The sequence below is a fragment of the Edaphobacter sp. HDX4 genome (assembly GCF_036877565.1).
Lineage (GTDB): Bacteria > Acidobacteriota > Terriglobia > Terriglobales > Acidobacteriaceae > Edaphobacter.
On the sequence record NZ_JAEDXW010000005.1, the window covers coordinates 218,006 to 235,243 of the forward strand.

Below are 17,238 nucleotides of genomic sequence, written 5' to 3' on the forward strand. Positions count from 1 at the left end.
GTCCTTCCTTTCGTTCAAAGGGTTTACGCTACCTGGGCGCGGCTCAGCACCATTTCTGCTTCTTTGATCACCGGCGGATCGATCATCTTGCCGTCGAGTGAGACCACGCCGAGTCCGTTGCGCCGAGCGGCTTCGGCTGCCGCCAGTATCTGCTTTGCACGCTGTAACTCCACATTCGTCGGTGCGTAAGCGCGATGGAGGAGGTCAACTTGTCGAGGATGGATGAGAGATTTTCCGTTAAAGCCAAGCTGCCTTGCGATCTGGACCTCTCGCAAAAAGCCTTCGTCGTCATCCACCTTGCCGTAAGCAACATCAAAGGCATCGATGCCGGCTGCACGAGCCGCGTGAAGGATAGCAGCGCGAGCATAGAACAATTCCGGCTCGGATCCACCGCTGCGCTCGGTTTGCATGTCGACCAAATAATCGAATCCAGCGATCGCGATGGCGATCATCCGCGGCGAGGCTCTGGCTATCTCGACCGCATTCACGACGCCGGACGCGGATTCAATAGCGGCAATCAGCTTGGTCTGGCCAACCGGGCGGCCGCATTCTTTCTCCAGCCGCTCGACGTGCACTTCGAGCTCGAGGATGGCGTCAGCATTTTCGGTCTTCGGGAGGCGCACGACATCTGTTCCGCCGTGGATCGCAGCTTCGAGATCCTTGAGGCCAAAGTCCGTGTCGAGCTCATTAATGCGGACGACCTTTTCAATCTCGCGATAAGCAGGTAGCTGCAATGCGTGAAAGACCAGAAGTCGCGCAGAATCCTTTTCGCGCGGGGACACAGCGTCTTCCAGGTCAAACATTACGGAATCCGGCTTATATACAAAAGCCGTGCTGAGCATTGCGGGGTTGTCACCCGGCACAAAAAGCATGCTTCGACGAGCTTTCATCACAGTTGCCTCCAATCCAGCTCCTCAGAGCCCGCGCCGCGTAAAACGGCAGCCTCGACCCGTGCTCGGATCGCATAGTCCAAAGCACCCTTATCTTCGATAACCACCGTTGCCTCACTAACGGCAAGCTTGCCTAAAGTGTCGACAGTGACCCTTCTGATCTGGTTCCCGAACTGTTTAATCACGTCGCTGTGAATGACGATGTTGAGTGTTCCTGAATCGCTGGGGGAAACTTTCACCAGCACATCGCTGGATTCCAGGGTGCCCGCGACAGCCTCTTTAACAATTTTCATGTTTGATCATCTCCTGCCACTGCGAGTTGTGATTTTGCCGAATATGTCCGTTCTAAAATTTCTAGTGTCGTTGCCGGTACTAACTTCTCGATCGAATGCATACCGCACTGCGACAGCAGCTGCCTGACCGCAGAAGCTGAGATCGCATTGCCGTCCATTGAGGTTCGCTGAACCTCGACAACCTTGATGACTGGTGCTCGAGAGGGCGCACGCTGCAGCCAGTACTCCATGTCAGCGTTATAGAGTTTGGTAACGCTGTCGAAAGGTTCGGTGCCAACATAGCGGTGATTAATTGCGAGAGCCGGAGCAATATGGTCCCGAAAAAGGAGCAAATCGATGGCCGCCCGGATATGGGCAATCGGCTTTTTGTCTTTTAAGAAGTAACCAGGGAAGGTCGCACGGGAGATGATGTACTCGGAACCGGGGTGCAGAGTCACCTTCGGGATCTTCTTCACGCCGTCAGCAACCATTGCAAACCTGTCCGCATAGGAGAACGTGGACGCATCTTCCTTGACGACAAACACGTGCAGCCAATCACATTCGGCCGCAGCGCGTTCCAGGAGATATTGGTGACCTAACGTAAAGGGATTTGCATTTAATACAGCGCAGCCAATCCGTTCTCCGGCCACTCTTTGCGATCGAAGAGAGTCGCAATATCTCTGCAGAGCGAGTGGACTGTTCTCCATCAGGATCACGACGCCAGGTACTTCGACCAGTGGATAGAATCCCCAGCCGCGGAAAAGGTGCCGATTGTGCGGCATTGAATAAAGGAACAACCGAAAACGCCCCATCTGGGCGGCCACGCTGATGATCTCGCTGCCGAGACGGAGGCTTAGCGAGTCGCCGCGAAACTCTCGTGCGACTGCTACACACTTAATGATGTTGTGATCCAGGCCCGCGCAAGCAACCAGGCGCCCATCCCCACGGCACACAACCAGCAACTCGATGTGGTTGTCAAAGTCCAGTCCGCTGGTCGCGAGCAGATCTCTCGCTTCGGCCACGTCGTCCGGTGCGTCTTCTGGTCGCACAGCAAAGAATTTGAGGTCTATATTCATACGCTCTCGTGAACTAGGGAAGCACATCATGGACCAAATCAATTTCTCCGCAGACTGTTGCAAACAGGAGAGAGATCGTAGGAATGGCCGCTCGACCGCGTCGAGGGGTGGAGAGTGACCACGGTGAAGTGTCTCCATCATGACACTTCGTCCACCAATTGACACTTGAACGGCGTACTAGGAATTCCCAAACGCAAACACCCGCTCAGTGTTTTCAGCAGGACGGTCGCCCTTGCGGACGACCTGCGGAAGTTGGAACAACAATTGCAACTGACTGTGGTGGCGAACAGATCGGCAATCAGATGGAAGCCGCTAACGTCGGGAATGGAGAGATGGAATGTTATTAAAAAGCGCTACAGATGTGATCGAGAGGGGCGTTCCGCAAATTGATTCGTACGCTGCAGCCCTGCTCAACTCGCCAGCTCTAAATAAGGGAACTGCATTCACTGATGAAGAGCGCGCTCGTTTGGGGCTCAACGGCTTGTTGCCGCCACAGGTTGAAACACTGGAGGAGCAATCCGTTCGCGCCTATGAAGCCTTCAAACGAAAAGACGACGATCTCGAACGACACATCTACTTACGTGCACTGCAGGATACGAACGAGGTGCTCTTCTACAAATTGCTCGCTGAGCATCTCGAGGAAATGATGCCGATTGCCTACACGCCAGTTGTGGCGATGGGATGCCAGCTCTTCAGCCATATTTATCGCCGGCCGCGCGGACTCTTCATCTCCTATCCTGCACGTAACTCGATCCGAGAAATACTGAAAAGCCGACCCAATCGCGAAGTTGATGTGATGGTCGTTACAGACGGTCAGCGTGTTCTCGGCATTGGAGATCAAGGCGTCGGAGGAATGGGCATTTCCATTGGAAAGCTTTCGCTGTACACGCTCATCGGTGGAATCCACCCGATGCGGACATTGCCAGTCGTTCTAGACGTCGGCACTGACAATGCAGAGCGCCTTGCCGATCCGGAGTATCTGGGCTGGCGGCACAAGCGACGCGACGACAAGGATTACTTTGCCTTCGTGGAACAGTTTGTCGACGCTGTCAAGAAGGAACTGCCCAACACTCTACTTCACTGGGAAGACCTGTCCACCGCGCACGCCAGACCCATTCTCGAGCGTTACGGGAACGAATTGCTGACCTACAACGATGATATCCAGGGCACTGCGGCCGTAACGCTGGCCGCGATGCTGGCAGCCGTCTCTGTCACGCGAGAGAAGTTAACCGATCAACAATTCGTTTTACTCGGAGCCGGTTCCTCCATCGGCGTAGCCGATTATCTCCGCGCGGCCATGGTGCAGGAAGGCCTTTCCGAGGCGGAGGCACGCAGTCGCTTTTGGATGGTGGATATAAAGGGATTACTGCACACTGGACGAACCGATCTTACGCCTGACCAGCGCGTCTACGCTCAGCCACGCGAAGTTGTCGCGAGTTGGTCGCAACCACCGGTTGGAACGATCGGTCTTGAAGAGGTCATCAAGAATATCGATGCTACAGCTCTCATCGGGCTCTCGACTGCCGGAGGGGCATTCACTGAAGCCATAGTCCGCGAGATGGCGCGCAAAGTGGAGCGGCCAATTATCTTCCCGCTATCGAACCCAACGGATAAATCCGAGGCGAAGCCTGCGGACCTGATTCGCTGGACGGACGGGCGCGGCCTCGTCGCAACCGGAACGGCTTTCCCACCTGTTGATTTTTCAGGGAAGCAATTTTCTATCGCGCAATGCAACAACGCATACATTTTTCCTGCTGTTGGACTGGGCGTCGCTGCGACGCGTGCTTGGCGCATTACGGATTCGATGATGCTCGCCGCTGCCCGCGCTCTCGCCAGTGCGTCTCCCGCGCTGAGAGATCCCACTGCGCCGCTGCTTCCAGCGTTGACCGCGGCACGTGAGGTAACAGTCGAGATTGCTGTAGCAGTAGCCGAAGCGGCGCAGGCAGATGGTGTGGCGCCGAAGATGACTCAGGAAGTCTTAAGGCAAAGCGTGACTCAAGCTCAATGGACGCCACAGTACCCAGCCTTCTGAAGGGCGACAGGTGACATAAGTGATTGACACTATCTTTACAACTCTTATCCCTGTCGCATTTGTCGTCCTTCTGGGATATTTGGCAGGGCGCAAATCCCTTCGCATTGCCGACCGCGCCACGCTGACAAAACTGATCCTTAGCTGGTTGCTTCCACCGTTACTGCTCACTGGAATCCTGGAAACCCCGCGCGCGGATCTTCTGAACTATAAGGTACCGCTGATCTTCTTCGTCGGCCTGATGGTGCCGTACATCACGGTCTTGCTCGTCTGCCGCTATCTTTTACCCTATCGTCTGGACGAAGCGACGCTGAAGGCCAGTCTTCTAACCTTTCCCGATATGGTCTTCATGGGACTGCCCATCTTACATCAGTTGTTTGGACCCTCCAGTCTCTATCCGATCGTTATCGCGAACCTCGTCCCAACGCTACTGATTGTTCCGCTTACTTCAGTCTTGCTTGAGTTGGACTCACCGAAAAACGCGCGCGCCGGCACTCATGTATTCATGAAGAGCTTTGCGAAGGCGATACGTGAACCAAGGGTCTGGGTTCCGTTTATTGGAGCCGCAGTAGTCCTTCTCAATGTGCACATACCTGCCGTACTCATCAATTCGCTTCACTTAATCGGACAGCCGACAACCGGGCTCTCCCTGTTCGTGGTAGGGCTCATCGTTGCGGAAGAAAAGGTCCGGCTAACGGCCGCTGTAAGCGTCGACAGCCTCATCAAGAACTTGGTGCAGCCCGCGGCCATGGTTGTAACCGTGCTGATATTTGGAGTGTCGGGCGTGCTCGCCCGCGAAGCCATCCTGTTGGCAGCTCTTCCTTCAGCTGTGATTACAACCATGTTCGCAGAAGAGTACGGAACTTTACAGTCCGAGTCCTCCACAACGATTCTTGCGACTAGAGTGCTCGCATTTGCGACTATCCCAGTTGTGTTTCTGCTGACGCGGAAGATGTAGATATTCATGGAAACATGATCGCCGGGCAGACTTTGCACCGGGTCACCGCGCCGTAGGAGCTCGCTAACCCGGAGAGCCTAGAAAGAGAGAGGAGGCTATATATGAGAAAGAATAGGATCGCGCTGGCAACCTCGCTGGCATTCTGCTCGCAACATATCGCTGATGGCGCAGGAACAGGACAGCCTGGAGGAAATGATGAAGAAAACGCAGAACCCTGTGGCGGATCAGATCAAGCTGCAATACGGGAGTTACTCCAACTTCGGGATGGACAACTTCCCGAACGGTCGGTATGCCGCCCGCCTACCCACCTACACCGCCAATTGGAAAGCCAGCAGCAGAAACATGTGGACCGTTCCGGGGGGGCGGTGGGTTAGGGGAACATTGGCAAGTCGGCGACGGTGACTCGATGCTCAGTTGCAGGCGTTCTCAATGTCAACGTCCGGCCGGGGCACCAGACTGGCAGTTCTCGTTTGTGATTCAAGTGGTGCATCCGAAGTGAGCAATTTACGCAATTACACGTTTTTCTTACAACCGAGTGGCGCTACGGTCCTGACTGGTGGCCAAACGAACGGAAAGAAATCGATATGCCCTATCTAGAATCTACGGTCTCGTCGGGATTATGGAAGTTGCTGCAAGCTCACGCGAACAGAACGAGACAACCTGTTTCTCGTATCGTCAACTGTGCGCTCGCTGATTACTTCAAACTAAGTCATCACACGCTCTATCAGGTTTCAACGGCTACGGCTCTTGTCGAAGGGATATATCAAGGGGCGGTACGCGTTGGAGACCTCCGGCAGCATGGTGATCTTGGCCTCGGGACCTTTGAAGAACTTGATGGCGAGATGGTGATCGTCAATGGAGATTGCTTTCAGGTGCTCAGTGATGGTTCTGTCCGGGAAGTGCAGGATGATGTGCTGACACCGTTTGCGATCATTACTCGATTTACACATGATCTTTCAGTCACTCTGGAGCAATGCACGGATATGAACGCACTGGGTTTACATTTCGACACACTCCGGACCTCCGATAACCTTTTCTATGCTTTGAGGGTGGATGGAACTTTTGAGTACGTGCGCACGCGAGCAATGTGCCGAACACAAGAAGGCGTGCCGTTAGTGCAAGCTGCGGCTGTTCAACCTGAATTTGAGTTTCGAAATCTATCGGGAACATTAGTTGGGTTTTGGAGTCCAGAGTATGCACGAACATTTAATGTTCCTGGCTATCATCTGCACTTCTTATCAGACGATCGCGCGCATGGTGGTCATCTTCTGCAATGCCGAGGCTTGAACCTGCGATTGCAAATTCAACGAGAGGGCAACTATCACGTGGCGCTTCCCGGAACCGAGGACTTCCTCAAAGCAGACTTACGCCGCGATCCAGCAGCCGACCTCGCCAAAGCCGAAGGAGCAAAAAAGTGAGTACACCCGTTAGAAAACTGAGTCCACGATCTGGCGCCGAACTGCTCGTAAAAAGTCTCGAAGAGCAAGGCATTGAATATGTCTTCGGCATACCTGGAGCAAAAATCGACAAAGTCTTTGATGCCCTGCTGGATTCGAAGATCAAGACCGTTGTTTGCCGGCATGAACAAAATGCCGCATTCATAGCAGGTGGTATCGGACGCATGACGGGGAGAGCAGGAGTCGCATTGGTTACTTCGGGACCAGGATGCTCCAATCTGGTCACCGGCTTAGCCACCGCTAATTCCGAAGGTGACCCAGTCGTCGCAATTGGTGGCGCAGTGTCCGTTGCTGATCGGTTGAAGCAGCTCCATCAAAGCATGGATACAGTCAGCCTGTTTCGACCGATCACAAAGTTTAGCGCCGAAATTGATTCATCACAATCAATTTCCGAAGTAGTAGCCAATGCCTTCCGCGCAGCGGAATCGGGGCGCCCGGGAGCTGCATTCATCTCTGCTCCTAAAGACATCATGGTTGGGCCGGCGAACGGGGACGTTTTGACGCCCGCGAGGCCCGACAAGCTCGGAGCCGCAGATGCGGAATCCATTACTGCAGCAGCTCGCCTCATCAATGCTGCAGAGCAGCCGGTAATCTTGCTGGGGCTGCTTGCCAGCCAGAGGTGCACGACAGACGCAGTACGTCGCTTACTGACGAGAGTACGCGTTCCCGTAGTGTGCACGTATCAAGGAGCTGGCGTTGTCTCGCGAGAGTTGTTCGATCAATTTGGCGGACGAATAGGCTTATTCCACAATCAGCCCGCCGATCAACTTCTTGATGCCGCGGACCTGGTCGTGACTGTCGGCTATGATCCCATTGAGTGCGAGCCAAGTCTTTGGAACGCGGGCAAAAGGCGCCCGCTTATACACATCGATGTACTCCGTTGCGATATCGACAACGAATATCAACCGCAAATCGAATTAATCGGCGATATTGCCGCGACGATTCACGCCCTGAGTGAAGAGATTGATAGACCAATCACAACACCCAATTCCATACTCGACAACATCGCGCAGGAGCGCATAACGTTCGGGCAACGCGCAGCTGCGATGAACGGAGTACCGATTCATCCGATGCGTCTGGTACACGAGCTTCAGAACCTGCTAAGCGATGATATGACTCTCTGCTTGGACATGGGCTCGTTCCACATTTGGCTGGCGCGGTATCTTTATAGTTTTCGTGCTAGACAAGTACTAATGACTAACGGCCAGCAAACGCTCGGTGTTGGATTGCCTTGGGCGATTGCCGCATGCCTGGTCCGTCCGCGGGAAAAGGTGATTTCCATATCTGGTGATGGAGGGTTTCTGTTCTCGGCGATGGAGCTTGAGACTGCGGTTCGACTTAAGTGCAATCTTGTCCAGTTGGTTTGGATTGACGGTTCTTATGACATGGTACGTTTCCAACAGGTCTCAAAGTATGGGCGGGCGTCAGGTGTGGATTTTGGTCCAGTAGACACGGTGAAATTCGCGGAGAGCTTTGGCGCCAAGGGACTAAGGATTGATGCTCCAGACCAGATTTCTTCCACAATAAAAAAGGCCCTCAACATGGAAGGTCCTGTAGTTATCGGCATTCCAGTTGATTACAGTGACAATCGCCAGTTGATGAACATCGTGCATCCTGAGGCTCTGAACTGAGCCTTGCGAAGCTACTCAAGAGAACGTTTGCACATGCTGGAACAAGAGAATATCTATCTCGGAGATACAGTCGGTAATAGATACAAACTCGAAGAGACTGCGGCGACGACTGCAGATCTTCGCCGCCATTGAAGTTCACGTCAGTGCTCGATTGCCTAATCACGGTTTGCACGAGCTGTCGCAATGGGCCTTAGAGCGCAGGTCGGCGCCCCTCGTATCGGTCCTCTTCGTTACACCAAGAAGCCGAATGCGGAGGCTGGGCGAAGGTCTACAAGCGTTGCCTGCATTGCGTGTCATGGAGCCGACGGGAAGGGTGCTCGGTGTCAGAATTCTGACACGCCAGACGATCATCCTGTCCGCCTGTGGACGGCTGCGCGGGGATCGTTCGAATTCTCCGCGACATCGCGTAGTAGTTCTGTTTACCAGGCATAGAGTCTCGTGGCAGCGAAATTGCTCCATCGGGACTTTGAATGCTTGGGTCAATGGCGGAAATAACCTTATGAGACCTGGATCCGGCACCGGTACATGGAAACTCCAGCGGTTACGGCAGCAGTCCAGGTTTTGCTGGGTGGGGCCCTGGTGTTTGCCACCGGCATCCTTATCGGCAACTCGTAACGCCTGTATCCCGACATCACAGAGGCCGAGATTCCGTGCAATGGCAACGAACGTGCACTTCATGGAGTGCCCGCCCGAGGGTAGAGGCAAAGCTCACGCGGCGGAGGCACGACCAAGCCGTTTCCTCAATATCAATGCGGGATGGAGTCGCTGATACAACGACAGGAAAGTTCGGAACTCAAAGCTGCCGACGATCGTGTTCGGCAGACAGCCGGCAAACGGAAGGCGGGAAAGAAAATGCATATCAACGTTTCACCAATCTTCGACGATTCGTTGCAGGAGGATGCAGGCGCCACCGACTATGCAGAGATATTCATCAATCAAATGAACGGTCTGTATTTGCTTTCGTTTCTGGTTACGGCGGACAGGCAAGTCGCCGAGAGGTGTTTTTTCAAAGCTCTGGATGAGTACGTGGAATCCCGAGGCGGATTCCTGGAATGGGCCAAACAGGATGGTCGTCGCGCAATGCTCAGGCAAGCGATCCAGATCATCAGGCCTGCGCCGAAACAAGCGTACTACTGGTCGTTCTATGGGAGCGCACGGCCCTTGGTTCCAGGAGCACACCAGCCGTTTGCAGCCATTACTTCCCTCAGCCTATTCGAACGGTTTGTGTTTGTTATGTCGGTCATCGAAGGTCTTTCTGAAAAGGAATGCGCTGCTCTGCTGAATTGCAGCATTGAGGATGTCGCAATCGGCCGCGAGCTCGCGGGCACGATCATTGCAACAGAAGACATCGGTTGTGACCTGACTGGCGAAATGGATCTGCTCTTTGTGCAGTGCTTTCTTGGCCACCAGCGTTACGGTATCTGTTAGCGCCTGGTGCGTTGGGTACGTGGCCGGGCATCTCTCATCATCAGCATCGCTGCCGCATCGCTATTCCTTTTCACTGATCGCACGCACCCGTGAGTTCGTATGGGCTGAGGACTTGAGCAAAAGCGTTAAGACCACTTATGCCGTAGACCGAGAGTGATGTGCCACCCCATATTGCGGTTACACCAGCTAGTTGCCACCCGTTTACGGGAACGTTTTTGAAATGGACTCGCCCCGACATCTTCGGAAAGTTAGAAGTTACAGGTGTAGCTACGAAGGCAAGCAAGTCGATTCCAGAATGACAAGCCTTACCGCCGAGGGATCGTAGACGTTCCCCGGATTCACGGAATAGACTCGTCCACGTGCCAGCTGAATCCCGTTCGCTAGACCGCCGATCTAGCGGTAAACAGAGGTGCTTCTACTGTGGACCACCATGCAGGCGGTCAGCGGGAACGAATGTCAACAAGGAGTGGCAAAAGACTGACACCCGAACGTGTTCTGATTTTTGCGCTCCTCTGCCACCGCGCTGTCGGCTCTATATTCTCCATTGACAGTGACATTTGTTTTGCAAACGGGCGCTCGCTGCTGCCCTTGCGGTAACGAGCGGGTATGGGTTGGCAGATCTTCTGGACTAAGTCCAATCGGTCTTGGGCCACATGCTTCTCACGAAACGGAAGTGGCAGTCGGGCTCAATGTAAATCCGGGACAAAGGCAAACCACTCCGTCGTCATCATCTACCCGCAGTGCCATCAAACGACTAAAGACTGGGATACCGTCGGAGTGCCGACCATACCGCAGCTACGACGAATTGTGGGTATGAGTCGGTGCATTTGATCGGACTTGACAGTTGAATGGGAAGGGTTGGGCTGAATTGGGAGGCTCAGCCCTTGAAGCCAAGTGGATGGGGGGGGTGTGTCCCAGCCGAGTGCCGGGTCAGCGGAGGATGTCGCTCAGAAGACAAAGCCAGCGAGGTTTGACCAGCATCTCCCGATCTACAGTCGAATTTAGAATCACCGTCAGCTCGCGCGGTGCAACGGGGCCTTAGTAGGTATCTCAACCGGCCTTGTCCTTGCTAGGGGATTCATGTCATAGAAGCGCACCAACACAGCATTCGTCGTCTCCTGGATGCGATCATGCGGCCGGTGGAATCTACGGGTCGCCCGGGACACGAGTTTGGTAAGGAGAAAGTGGTTCGAGACGTTAACCATCGCGCCAAAAACTAGCTCAGAACGCATTGCACCACCTCCGGAATAAACTCCTCTTACATGCACATCTCAAATGCAATTGCAGAGCCAGAATCGGCGGATGCGGAGTTCGGCGAAGTACTTGAAAACCTGATCTTCAGGCTGCACCTCTTTGAGGTCGTCGAATATGAGTGTCTAAATCTCGACCTCGCCAACTGTTCACCGACAATCGCATGACTAGCTGCGCGACCGTTTCTTCCACCCAGCTGATGCTGGGCCTCACACACTATTACGCGGTGACTCGCAACTCCACCCATTAAGACGTTGCCTAGTCTCCGAAGCTATTCGCTGTTTGATCGAAGTCGTGCGGATGGTTCAGGTTCGTCAGCAGCAACTTCAGGATCACTTCGTTCCGCTCTGGCCTTTCAATTTGAAGCGGCTCCATTCTGTGGATTAGGGTTGTACGGTGTAGAGAACGGCCGTGGCCGCGAACAGGTCACGATGCGCGCGGCGAACCGGAATATCGGCTTGCCGCGCGCATCGGACCGTCGACGCCTCCGGATTCGATGGCGATGCCATACGGGGTGACCTCATCTTGATTGTAACGATCACGCGGCCTTGCAGATTTTGGCAACCGAATTGGTCACGCATTAGTGAGGCGCAACGGCTGCCGCCTCTCCTTTCCCTGACAGCTTATTCGCGGCTAAGGAATGTTCAACCGTATTAGTCGCAGCAGCCAGTTTGCTCTCCGCCTTGGTCGGCACAACCTTCATCCCGTATTGCTGTCCTTCGACCCAAAGCCGGTTCAGATACTCAGTGTTGCCATATTTGTGGAATGTGACATCTGAGTTTGCATGATATGTGTCTGATTGTGTTGGTGTGAAGTCGATAAGCGCAGCATGAGATCCATCGTCATTCCGGATGATCAGAATCGTGTCGTCCATATCGGATTGTGTAACCATGTAAGATCCAGCTGGCATTTGAGCATTGCCAACATAGAATGGAAAGGATGTAGTGAAATCCAGACCGTTGGTAATCTGTGCCGAGACCGGGATAGCAGAGACTAGACAAGTTAGTACCATAGTGAGAACGACTTTACCGAAGCTCATCATAAATATCTCCTGATCGCATTGCGTATTCAATGCGGTTTCTCTTCTTAGGGCACGCGACGAGCCATTCGGGCAGCTCCATCCCAAATAGTCAAGGAATTAGCGCAAACTCATTCTTTTCTTCCTGTTCTGGATGAGCCTGTGCGATATCAACAAGAAGAAAGATGAATGGTTCGCGTCTACAGTGTCCGAATGATGTCATTGTCAGACGGTATTCCGACTCACATGTATCACTCGACATCCCTCATGCTCTGAGCCAAGACCAGTCGCCCGCCTGCATAGCCACCTGGAACCCGGAGCCGCAGACTGAACTCATGCAAGAGCAGAAGACCCGAGAGCTTGAGAGTCTTCGCCCGCCCGACATCAAGCAGTATTGCGAGACTGAGATACGCGTGGAGTACGGGAAACCCTCCGAAGCCAACCAGGAGTGGGCACTGGACTTCGCCCATGACGTGGTTGCGGAAGGCCGCACGACGATTCGAACCCGATATAGGAAACGATACTAACCTTAGGCTCCGAAGCTTTAGCACCGTCCGATGGAAGTTTCACCAGGCATACAGTTCACGGGTACAGAGTCTCTCCAGCACAACAACCATCGGACTGTCCGAGTGCTCCGCACGCTCGGTGTCGCTACGCGTTCTCTTGGATCTACAGAGACGATCGATCAAATGGCTCCGGATGGGTTCGAGATTGAGCGGCCCTGACCGTTCCTTGGTCTCGCCGGGATGATGGATCCGGCCAGCGGGCTCTGATTATTCCCTGCTCCCACCCGTTTTTTCCGGAGAGCATGGAGTTATTTGGCTGTGGGCGCTAACTTTTCCACTTTGCCATAGGCTCTCGAGAAGACTTCGATTGCCGCTTGCACTTTATATCGCTAGAGCTTTTTTGAGAGTACTTCGTCGACGCGCAGCAACATCTTCCCCGAGGAATCCACCGGCGATCAGGTCGAGAAAATGCTCCCCTGCCGCATCTGGATCCTCGATCGCCAGGGTGCCGCGGCGGGATTGCTCCCGGGAATATCCGGCTAGCTGTTTCAAACCGCGCCCGGGATCACTCTTATAGAAAGACTTGCCAATCTCGGGAAAGCGATTAGTTTCCATTTGAACGATTCGTACCAGCGCTACGTGCTCTGGTGAGAGCAAGACTTCAAGTGCAATTCTTCCGAAGTCAAGCAGGGCTTCGCGCACTGGGCCCTCTGGCTGCAGCAGCGACTGAAAACGTTGGAACACCTCAGCAAGCTTCCGATCGATGATCGCGAGAAAGAGTTTCTCCTTGCTCGGAAATCGAGCGTAAAACGTCTGTTTCGAGGCGTGGGCGCGTTCCGCAATCAGAGTTGTACTTGTCCCCCTCGTAGCCGAGTTGCAGGAACACCTCTGCAGCGACATCCAGCAGGCGATCTGTCCGCAGTTTCTCTTCCTGTTCCAGATCGAGTCCGGCCGATTTCGGTCTGGCCATGTCACCTCGTTTTATTGCGCTTGAAAAAAATCTGCCTTCTTTGCTGAATCTCAGAAGCAACTATGCTCATTATTATTGTACTGATTGGTACTATTTTGACAGATTTGAGGCCAGAATGGTATTTGTCTGCCTCTCGAGCAGAGTACGAGTTCCCTGGAAGATTGGCATTGAATAACAGAGTCGCGAGCTGAAGGCTGAAACCGTTTATTGCCGGAAATGTTGTCGCTTTCGACCCGCGCCCGAGAGCCGGAGAGTTCGCATACCCATTTCAAAAACCGCCACCGCGACGAACGGAATGGTCGCGGGACATAAGGAACGGAATCCTGCGGTTCCCACTGATCTGGCCCAGTCAAAGGGAATGGGTTGAGCTGGAGTGGAGATTCAGTCGAACAGGGGGCAAAGCGTTGACAGTTCAAGTCGAGATTGTGACAGCCAGATGTGTGCCACATTGTCGCGTGTTCTCCTATTGCCAATGGCTTGCGTTGAAGTGGGGCATTCCGCGCAATGGCAACGCACGTGCATTCCATCGAGCATCCCGCCAGAAAGTAGGCGGCGAGAAGCACTCGCCACGGAAGCTAATGGGATCAGCTCCTGAATATCAAGGATGGATTGAATTCGCTATAGCAACAATAGGAACTCGAGAGATGGCGACCTACTCGCCTCAAACATTTTCTTTGCACAGCGAGATTATTAGTCTGCCTCTCAAGCAGAGTACGAGTTCCCTTGAAAATTGGCATTGGATAACGGAGTCGCGAGCCGAAGCCACAGGTCGTTATCGGCTGAAGAGGTCTTAATCGAGAGTCGAAGGAGCTATTCATGAACAAGTACGTCGCTGAATTCATCGGAACCTTTTTTCTGGTTCTGACCATTGGGTCCACAGTCATCGGTCAAGGTGCTGGTCCGCTCGCCCCGCTGGCAATCGGTTCCGCGCTCATGGTGATGGTTTTTGCGGGCGGTCATATTTCAGGGGGACACTTTAATCCTGCCGTTACGCTGGGCGTCTGGCTGCGTGGGAAGTGCGAGGCCAAAGACGTAGCGCCGTACATGATCTTTCAAGTCATCGGAGCTGGGCTGGCCGCCTACGCTGTCAAATTTCTAAAAGAGGGAGCCGCTGTTGCACCGCTCCAACCTGCAACAGGCCCCGCGCTTCTGGCAGAGTTTCTTTTCACCTTTGCGCTCGTGTACGTCGTGCTTAACGTGGCTACGGCCAAGGGTACATCAGGCAATTCTTTTTACGGACTAGCGATCGGATTCACGGTGCTGATAGGGGCGTTTTCCGTCGGCAACATTTCCGGTGGTGCGTTCAACCCAGCAGTCGCGGTAGGTATCTCGATTCTCGGGCTGTCGTCCTGGTCGAATATCTGGATTTACCTGGTGGCTGATTTTGCGGGCGCTGCAGTGGCGGCGGCTGCTTTCAAGGCACTCAATCCGGACGAAGATGTTCCGCGATCCGATTTAAGAGATCAACCGGAAGAGCAAACAGCAACTGGACGATCCGCTACCCGCTAGGACAGCTATTCGCACAGTTAATTAGATCATCTCGACTTCTTCCCGGATCTGCTCGCCCGCTCAGCAGCAGCCCCGGTTTCTATCACACCCAACCGCGTTAACTCTCAAAATGCTGGAGGAATATACATGGCTAATGAAGTATGCAAGAAGAGACAAATGAGAAATCAACTACCACCACCGCTGGTTGTCCGGTTGCATCGGACGAGCACTCAAGGACCGTTATTCCCGACGGTGCCGTCGTGCTGCACGACGTCTACCTGGTCGAAAGCTTGCTCAGTTTAATCGCGAGCGCGTCCCTGAGCGGGTCATGCAAGCCAAGGGCGGCGGCGCCTTCGGAACCTTGACCATTACCGAGGATGTCAGCGGTTATACAAGACCTTATCGGAAAACCTTTGCTCATGAGTTGGCAATTTCGCAGTTTCATACGATACCTGCGAAATAGCCAGAGACCGGTGCTGAAAATTGTCACGGAATCTCGGTGTCCACGCCACAATCATCCTCCACAAGCAATGAGGTATCAATGTATCGGCCAGAGAAAGAACGAACGCTCCCCCTGGGTCGCCTCGCGGCGGCTTGTGTTGTTTTTGCACTTTGTCTTGTAACCGTCCGAACAGTTTTTGCAAAGCCGGAGGGACAGGATGAAGGCAATTACAAGTCCCAGAACGCAGCATCCAACAGCTTTCTGCCGCCGCAAGCGATGGGCGAACTTGCAAACATCAATGCCGAAATTGATCAGACCGAGGCGCAAGCATTAAAGCTGATCGATACCAATCTCGACTCCATGCACCAGATTCAGACGCTGGGCAAGCTGGAGATATTTGACCGCAGCCTCTCCGTCAATAAGAACGAAGCGTGCAGCACCTGTCACATGCCGCAGACCGGCTACACCGGAGCAAGCCAGACTCTGAACCTCACGACTGTGTCCTATCCCGGATCAGTACGGACTCGTTTCAGCGCACGCAAGCCGATGGCCTATACTTACGCAACGCTCGCGCCGGTTCTGCACTTCAACCCAACCCAGCATGATTTCTACGGAGGCAACTTCTGGGATATGCGTGCGACCGGGGCCAGACTCCAGAGTCCTTCAGCTGAGCAGGCGCAAGGACCGCCGACGAATCCGCTGGAGATGGGCTTGCCCGACAGCGCTTGCGTTGCGTACCGTGTCGCAAGCAGCCGCTATGTTTCGCTGTTCGTAAAGGTATGGGGCTCGACCATTGGGTCCATCAACTGGCCTGCCGAGGCGGAGAAGGTCTGCACGACGCCAGCGGGCAACAACGGTGTGGGTCCACAACTGAGCCTCAGCTCTGAAGACCGCACCAAGGCCAACACGATCTACGATCAGTTTGCTTTGTCCATTGCTGCTTATGAGGCCTCACCGGACATCAACGCCTTCTCTTCCAAATTCGATGCCTATCTTGCCGGCACCGCTACGCTAAGTTCGCAGGAACAGCATGGCTATGAGCTCTTCAATGGTCAGGCAAAATGCAACACCTGTCATCTTAGCGGCAATGCCAACGGAGTCACCGGAGGAACGGTCGCCGATGCTGCTCCTATATTCACCGACTTCACTTCTTCCAACCTCGGCTTGCCGAAAAACCTCAACATACCCTACTACTACGAGAACAAGCCGGACAAATATGGCTATGTTGCCAATGAAAAGGGCCTTGCCTATGTTGACATGGGAGTGGGCGCATTCCTGGCCGGCGGTACTGCTCCGGATCAGTCGTGGACGCAGTATGCTCCTGAGTTCTACGGCAAGGACCAGGTACCCACGCTGCGCAACGTCGACATGCGGCCTTATCCGGGCTTTGTGAAGTCGTACATGCACAACGGTTACCTGAAGAGTCTGAAGGAGGTCGTGCACTTCTACAACACGCGCGACTCGGTGTGCCCAACGACCAACGATCCAAATGAGAAGAAGACCTGCTGGCCCGCACCGGAGGTGTCACAGAACGAAAACACCACAGTGGGCAAGCTTGGATTGTCGGATCAGGATGAAGACGACATTGTGGCTTTCATGAAGACGCTGACGGATGGTTATACGACGAACTCAGCTACCACAAACGTGATTCAGCAAAACATCCGCCAGTACCGCGAAAGCATGCAGCACTGAGGATGATTCGTTCCACTTGAACGAACGGCGCCGGAAGATCGGCGCCGTTTTCTTTTGCGGGAAGATGCCGCTCGCACTGGCCGATGCCTCATCCCGAGCATCGCATTCAAAGCGCTCCCGATGGCGTAGT

General features: G+C 54.0%; 17 protein-coding genes. 10 read left to right on the forward strand and 7 right to left on the reverse strand.

Annotated features, from left to right (window positions below):
• Positions 1 to 23: 23 nt before the first annotated feature.
• From JAO29_RS07550 to citC, 3 genes are read right to left on the reverse strand one after another with little or no spacing between them, the layout of a single operon-like run.
• A complete protein-coding gene (locus JAO29_RS07550; protein ID WP_334267584.1) occupies positions 24 to 890 on the reverse strand; it encodes an aldolase/citrate lyase family protein in 867 nt (288 codons plus the stop codon).
• Positions 890 to 1,183: a citrate lyase acyl carrier protein gene (gene citD, locus JAO29_RS07555; RefSeq protein ID WP_334267585.1), complete on the reverse strand. Its 294-nt coding sequence runs from the start codon at positions 1,181 to 1,183 to the stop codon at positions 890 to 892. Before citD ends, JAO29_RS07550 begins: the two co-directional genes overlap by 1 nt.
• Entirely contained in the window at positions 1,180 to 2,238 is a 1,059-nt protein-coding gene (citC, locus tag JAO29_RS07560) for a [citrate (pro-3S)-lyase] ligase (RefSeq protein ID WP_334267586.1), read from the reverse strand. Before citC ends, citD begins: the two co-directional genes overlap by 4 nt.
• Before the next feature lie 337 nt (positions 2,239 to 2,575).
• Here citC and JAO29_RS07565 point away from each other — a divergent pair, with 337 nt between their 5' ends.
• The 6 genes from JAO29_RS07565 (at position 2,576) to JAO29_RS07590 (ending at position 9,741) form a co-directional block, all read left to right on the forward strand.
• A complete protein-coding gene (locus JAO29_RS07565; protein ID WP_334267587.1) occupies positions 2,576 to 4,270 on the forward strand; it encodes an NAD-dependent malic enzyme in 1,695 nt (564 codons plus the stop codon).
• 19 nt (positions 4,271 to 4,289) lie between these two features.
• A complete protein-coding gene (locus tag JAO29_RS07570; RefSeq protein ID WP_334267588.1) occupies positions 4,290 to 5,225 on the forward strand; it encodes an AEC family transporter in 936 nt (311 codons plus the stop codon).
• Between the two features lie 192 nt (positions 5,226 to 5,417).
• Positions 5,418 to 5,627 carry a hypothetical protein gene (locus JAO29_RS07575; protein WP_334267589.1) on the forward strand — a complete coding sequence of 70 codons (210 nt, stop codon included), beginning with the start codon at positions 5,418 to 5,420 and terminating at the stop codon, positions 5,625 to 5,627.
• A 182-nt stretch (positions 5,628 to 5,809) separates the two neighbouring features.
• Positions 5,810 to 6,643: an acetolactate decarboxylase gene (gene budA, locus JAO29_RS07580; protein ID WP_334267590.1), complete on the forward strand. Its 834-nt coding sequence runs from the start codon at positions 5,810 to 5,812 to the stop codon at positions 6,641 to 6,643.
• Positions 6,640 to 8,313 carry an acetolactate synthase AlsS gene (gene alsS, locus JAO29_RS07585; protein ID WP_334267591.1) on the forward strand — a complete coding sequence of 558 codons (1,674 nt, stop codon included), beginning with the start codon at positions 6,640 to 6,642 and terminating at the stop codon, positions 8,311 to 8,313. Before budA ends, alsS begins: the two co-directional genes overlap by 4 nt.
• Before the next feature lie 756 nt (positions 8,314 to 9,069).
• Complete coding sequence (locus JAO29_RS07590) at positions 9,070 to 9,741, forward strand: hypothetical protein (protein WP_334267592.1); 672 nt, start codon at positions 9,070 to 9,072, stop codon at positions 9,739 to 9,741.
• Positions 9,742 to 11,375: 1,634 nt separating this feature from the next.
• Here the strand turns inward: JAO29_RS07590 and JAO29_RS07595 are convergent.
• Together JAO29_RS07595 and JAO29_RS07600 are read right to left on the reverse strand one after the other, a co-directional pair.
• Positions 11,376 to 11,501 (reverse strand): hypothetical protein, encoded by a 126-nt coding sequence (locus JAO29_RS07595; protein ID WP_334267593.1) that lies wholly within the window; start codon positions 11,499 to 11,501, stop codon positions 11,376 to 11,378.
• A gap of 71 nt (positions 11,502 to 11,572) precedes the next feature.
• Positions 11,573 to 12,034: a hypothetical protein gene (locus tag JAO29_RS07600; RefSeq protein ID WP_334267594.1), complete on the reverse strand. Its 462-nt coding sequence runs from the start codon at positions 12,032 to 12,034 to the stop codon at positions 11,573 to 11,575.
• A gap of 311 nt (positions 12,035 to 12,345) precedes the next feature.
• Here JAO29_RS07600 and JAO29_RS07605 point away from each other — a divergent pair, with 311 nt between their 5' ends.
• Positions 12,346 to 12,537, forward strand: a complete 192-nt coding sequence (locus JAO29_RS07605) for a hypothetical protein (protein ID WP_334267595.1) — start codon at positions 12,346 to 12,348, stop codon at positions 12,535 to 12,537.
• A 360-nt stretch (positions 12,538 to 12,897) separates the two neighbouring features.
• Here the strand turns inward: JAO29_RS07605 and JAO29_RS07610 are convergent, their stop codons facing one another.
• Entirely contained in the window at positions 12,898 to 13,362 is a 465-nt protein-coding gene (locus JAO29_RS07610) for a TetR/AcrR family transcriptional regulator (protein ID WP_442886340.1), read from the reverse strand.
• A complete protein-coding gene (locus tag JAO29_RS07615; protein WP_334267597.1) occupies positions 13,262 to 13,486 on the reverse strand; it encodes a hypothetical protein in 225 nt (74 codons plus the stop codon). The genes JAO29_RS07610 and JAO29_RS07615 overlap by 101 nt, the downstream gene beginning before the upstream one ends.
• Positions 13,487 to 14,302: 816 nt before the next feature.
• Here JAO29_RS07615 and JAO29_RS07620 point away from each other — a divergent pair.
• The 3 genes from JAO29_RS07620 (at position 14,303) to JAO29_RS07625 (ending at position 17,108) form a co-directional block, all read left to right on the forward strand.
• Positions 14,303 to 14,995: an MIP/aquaporin family protein gene (locus JAO29_RS07620; RefSeq protein ID WP_334267598.1), complete on the forward strand. Its 693-nt coding sequence runs from the start codon at positions 14,303 to 14,305 to the stop codon at positions 14,993 to 14,995.
• 184 nt (positions 14,996 to 15,179) lie between these two features.
• Positions 15,180 to 15,437 (forward strand): catalase, encoded by a 258-nt coding sequence (locus JAO29_RS23470; RefSeq protein WP_442886339.1) that lies wholly within the window; start codon positions 15,180 to 15,182, stop codon positions 15,435 to 15,437.
• Between the two features lie 78 nt (positions 15,438 to 15,515).
• Entirely contained in the window at positions 15,516 to 17,108 is a 1,593-nt protein-coding gene (locus tag JAO29_RS07625; protein WP_334267599.1) for a cytochrome-c peroxidase, read from the forward strand.
• The last annotated feature ends 130 nt before the right edge of the window (positions 17,109 to 17,238 follow it).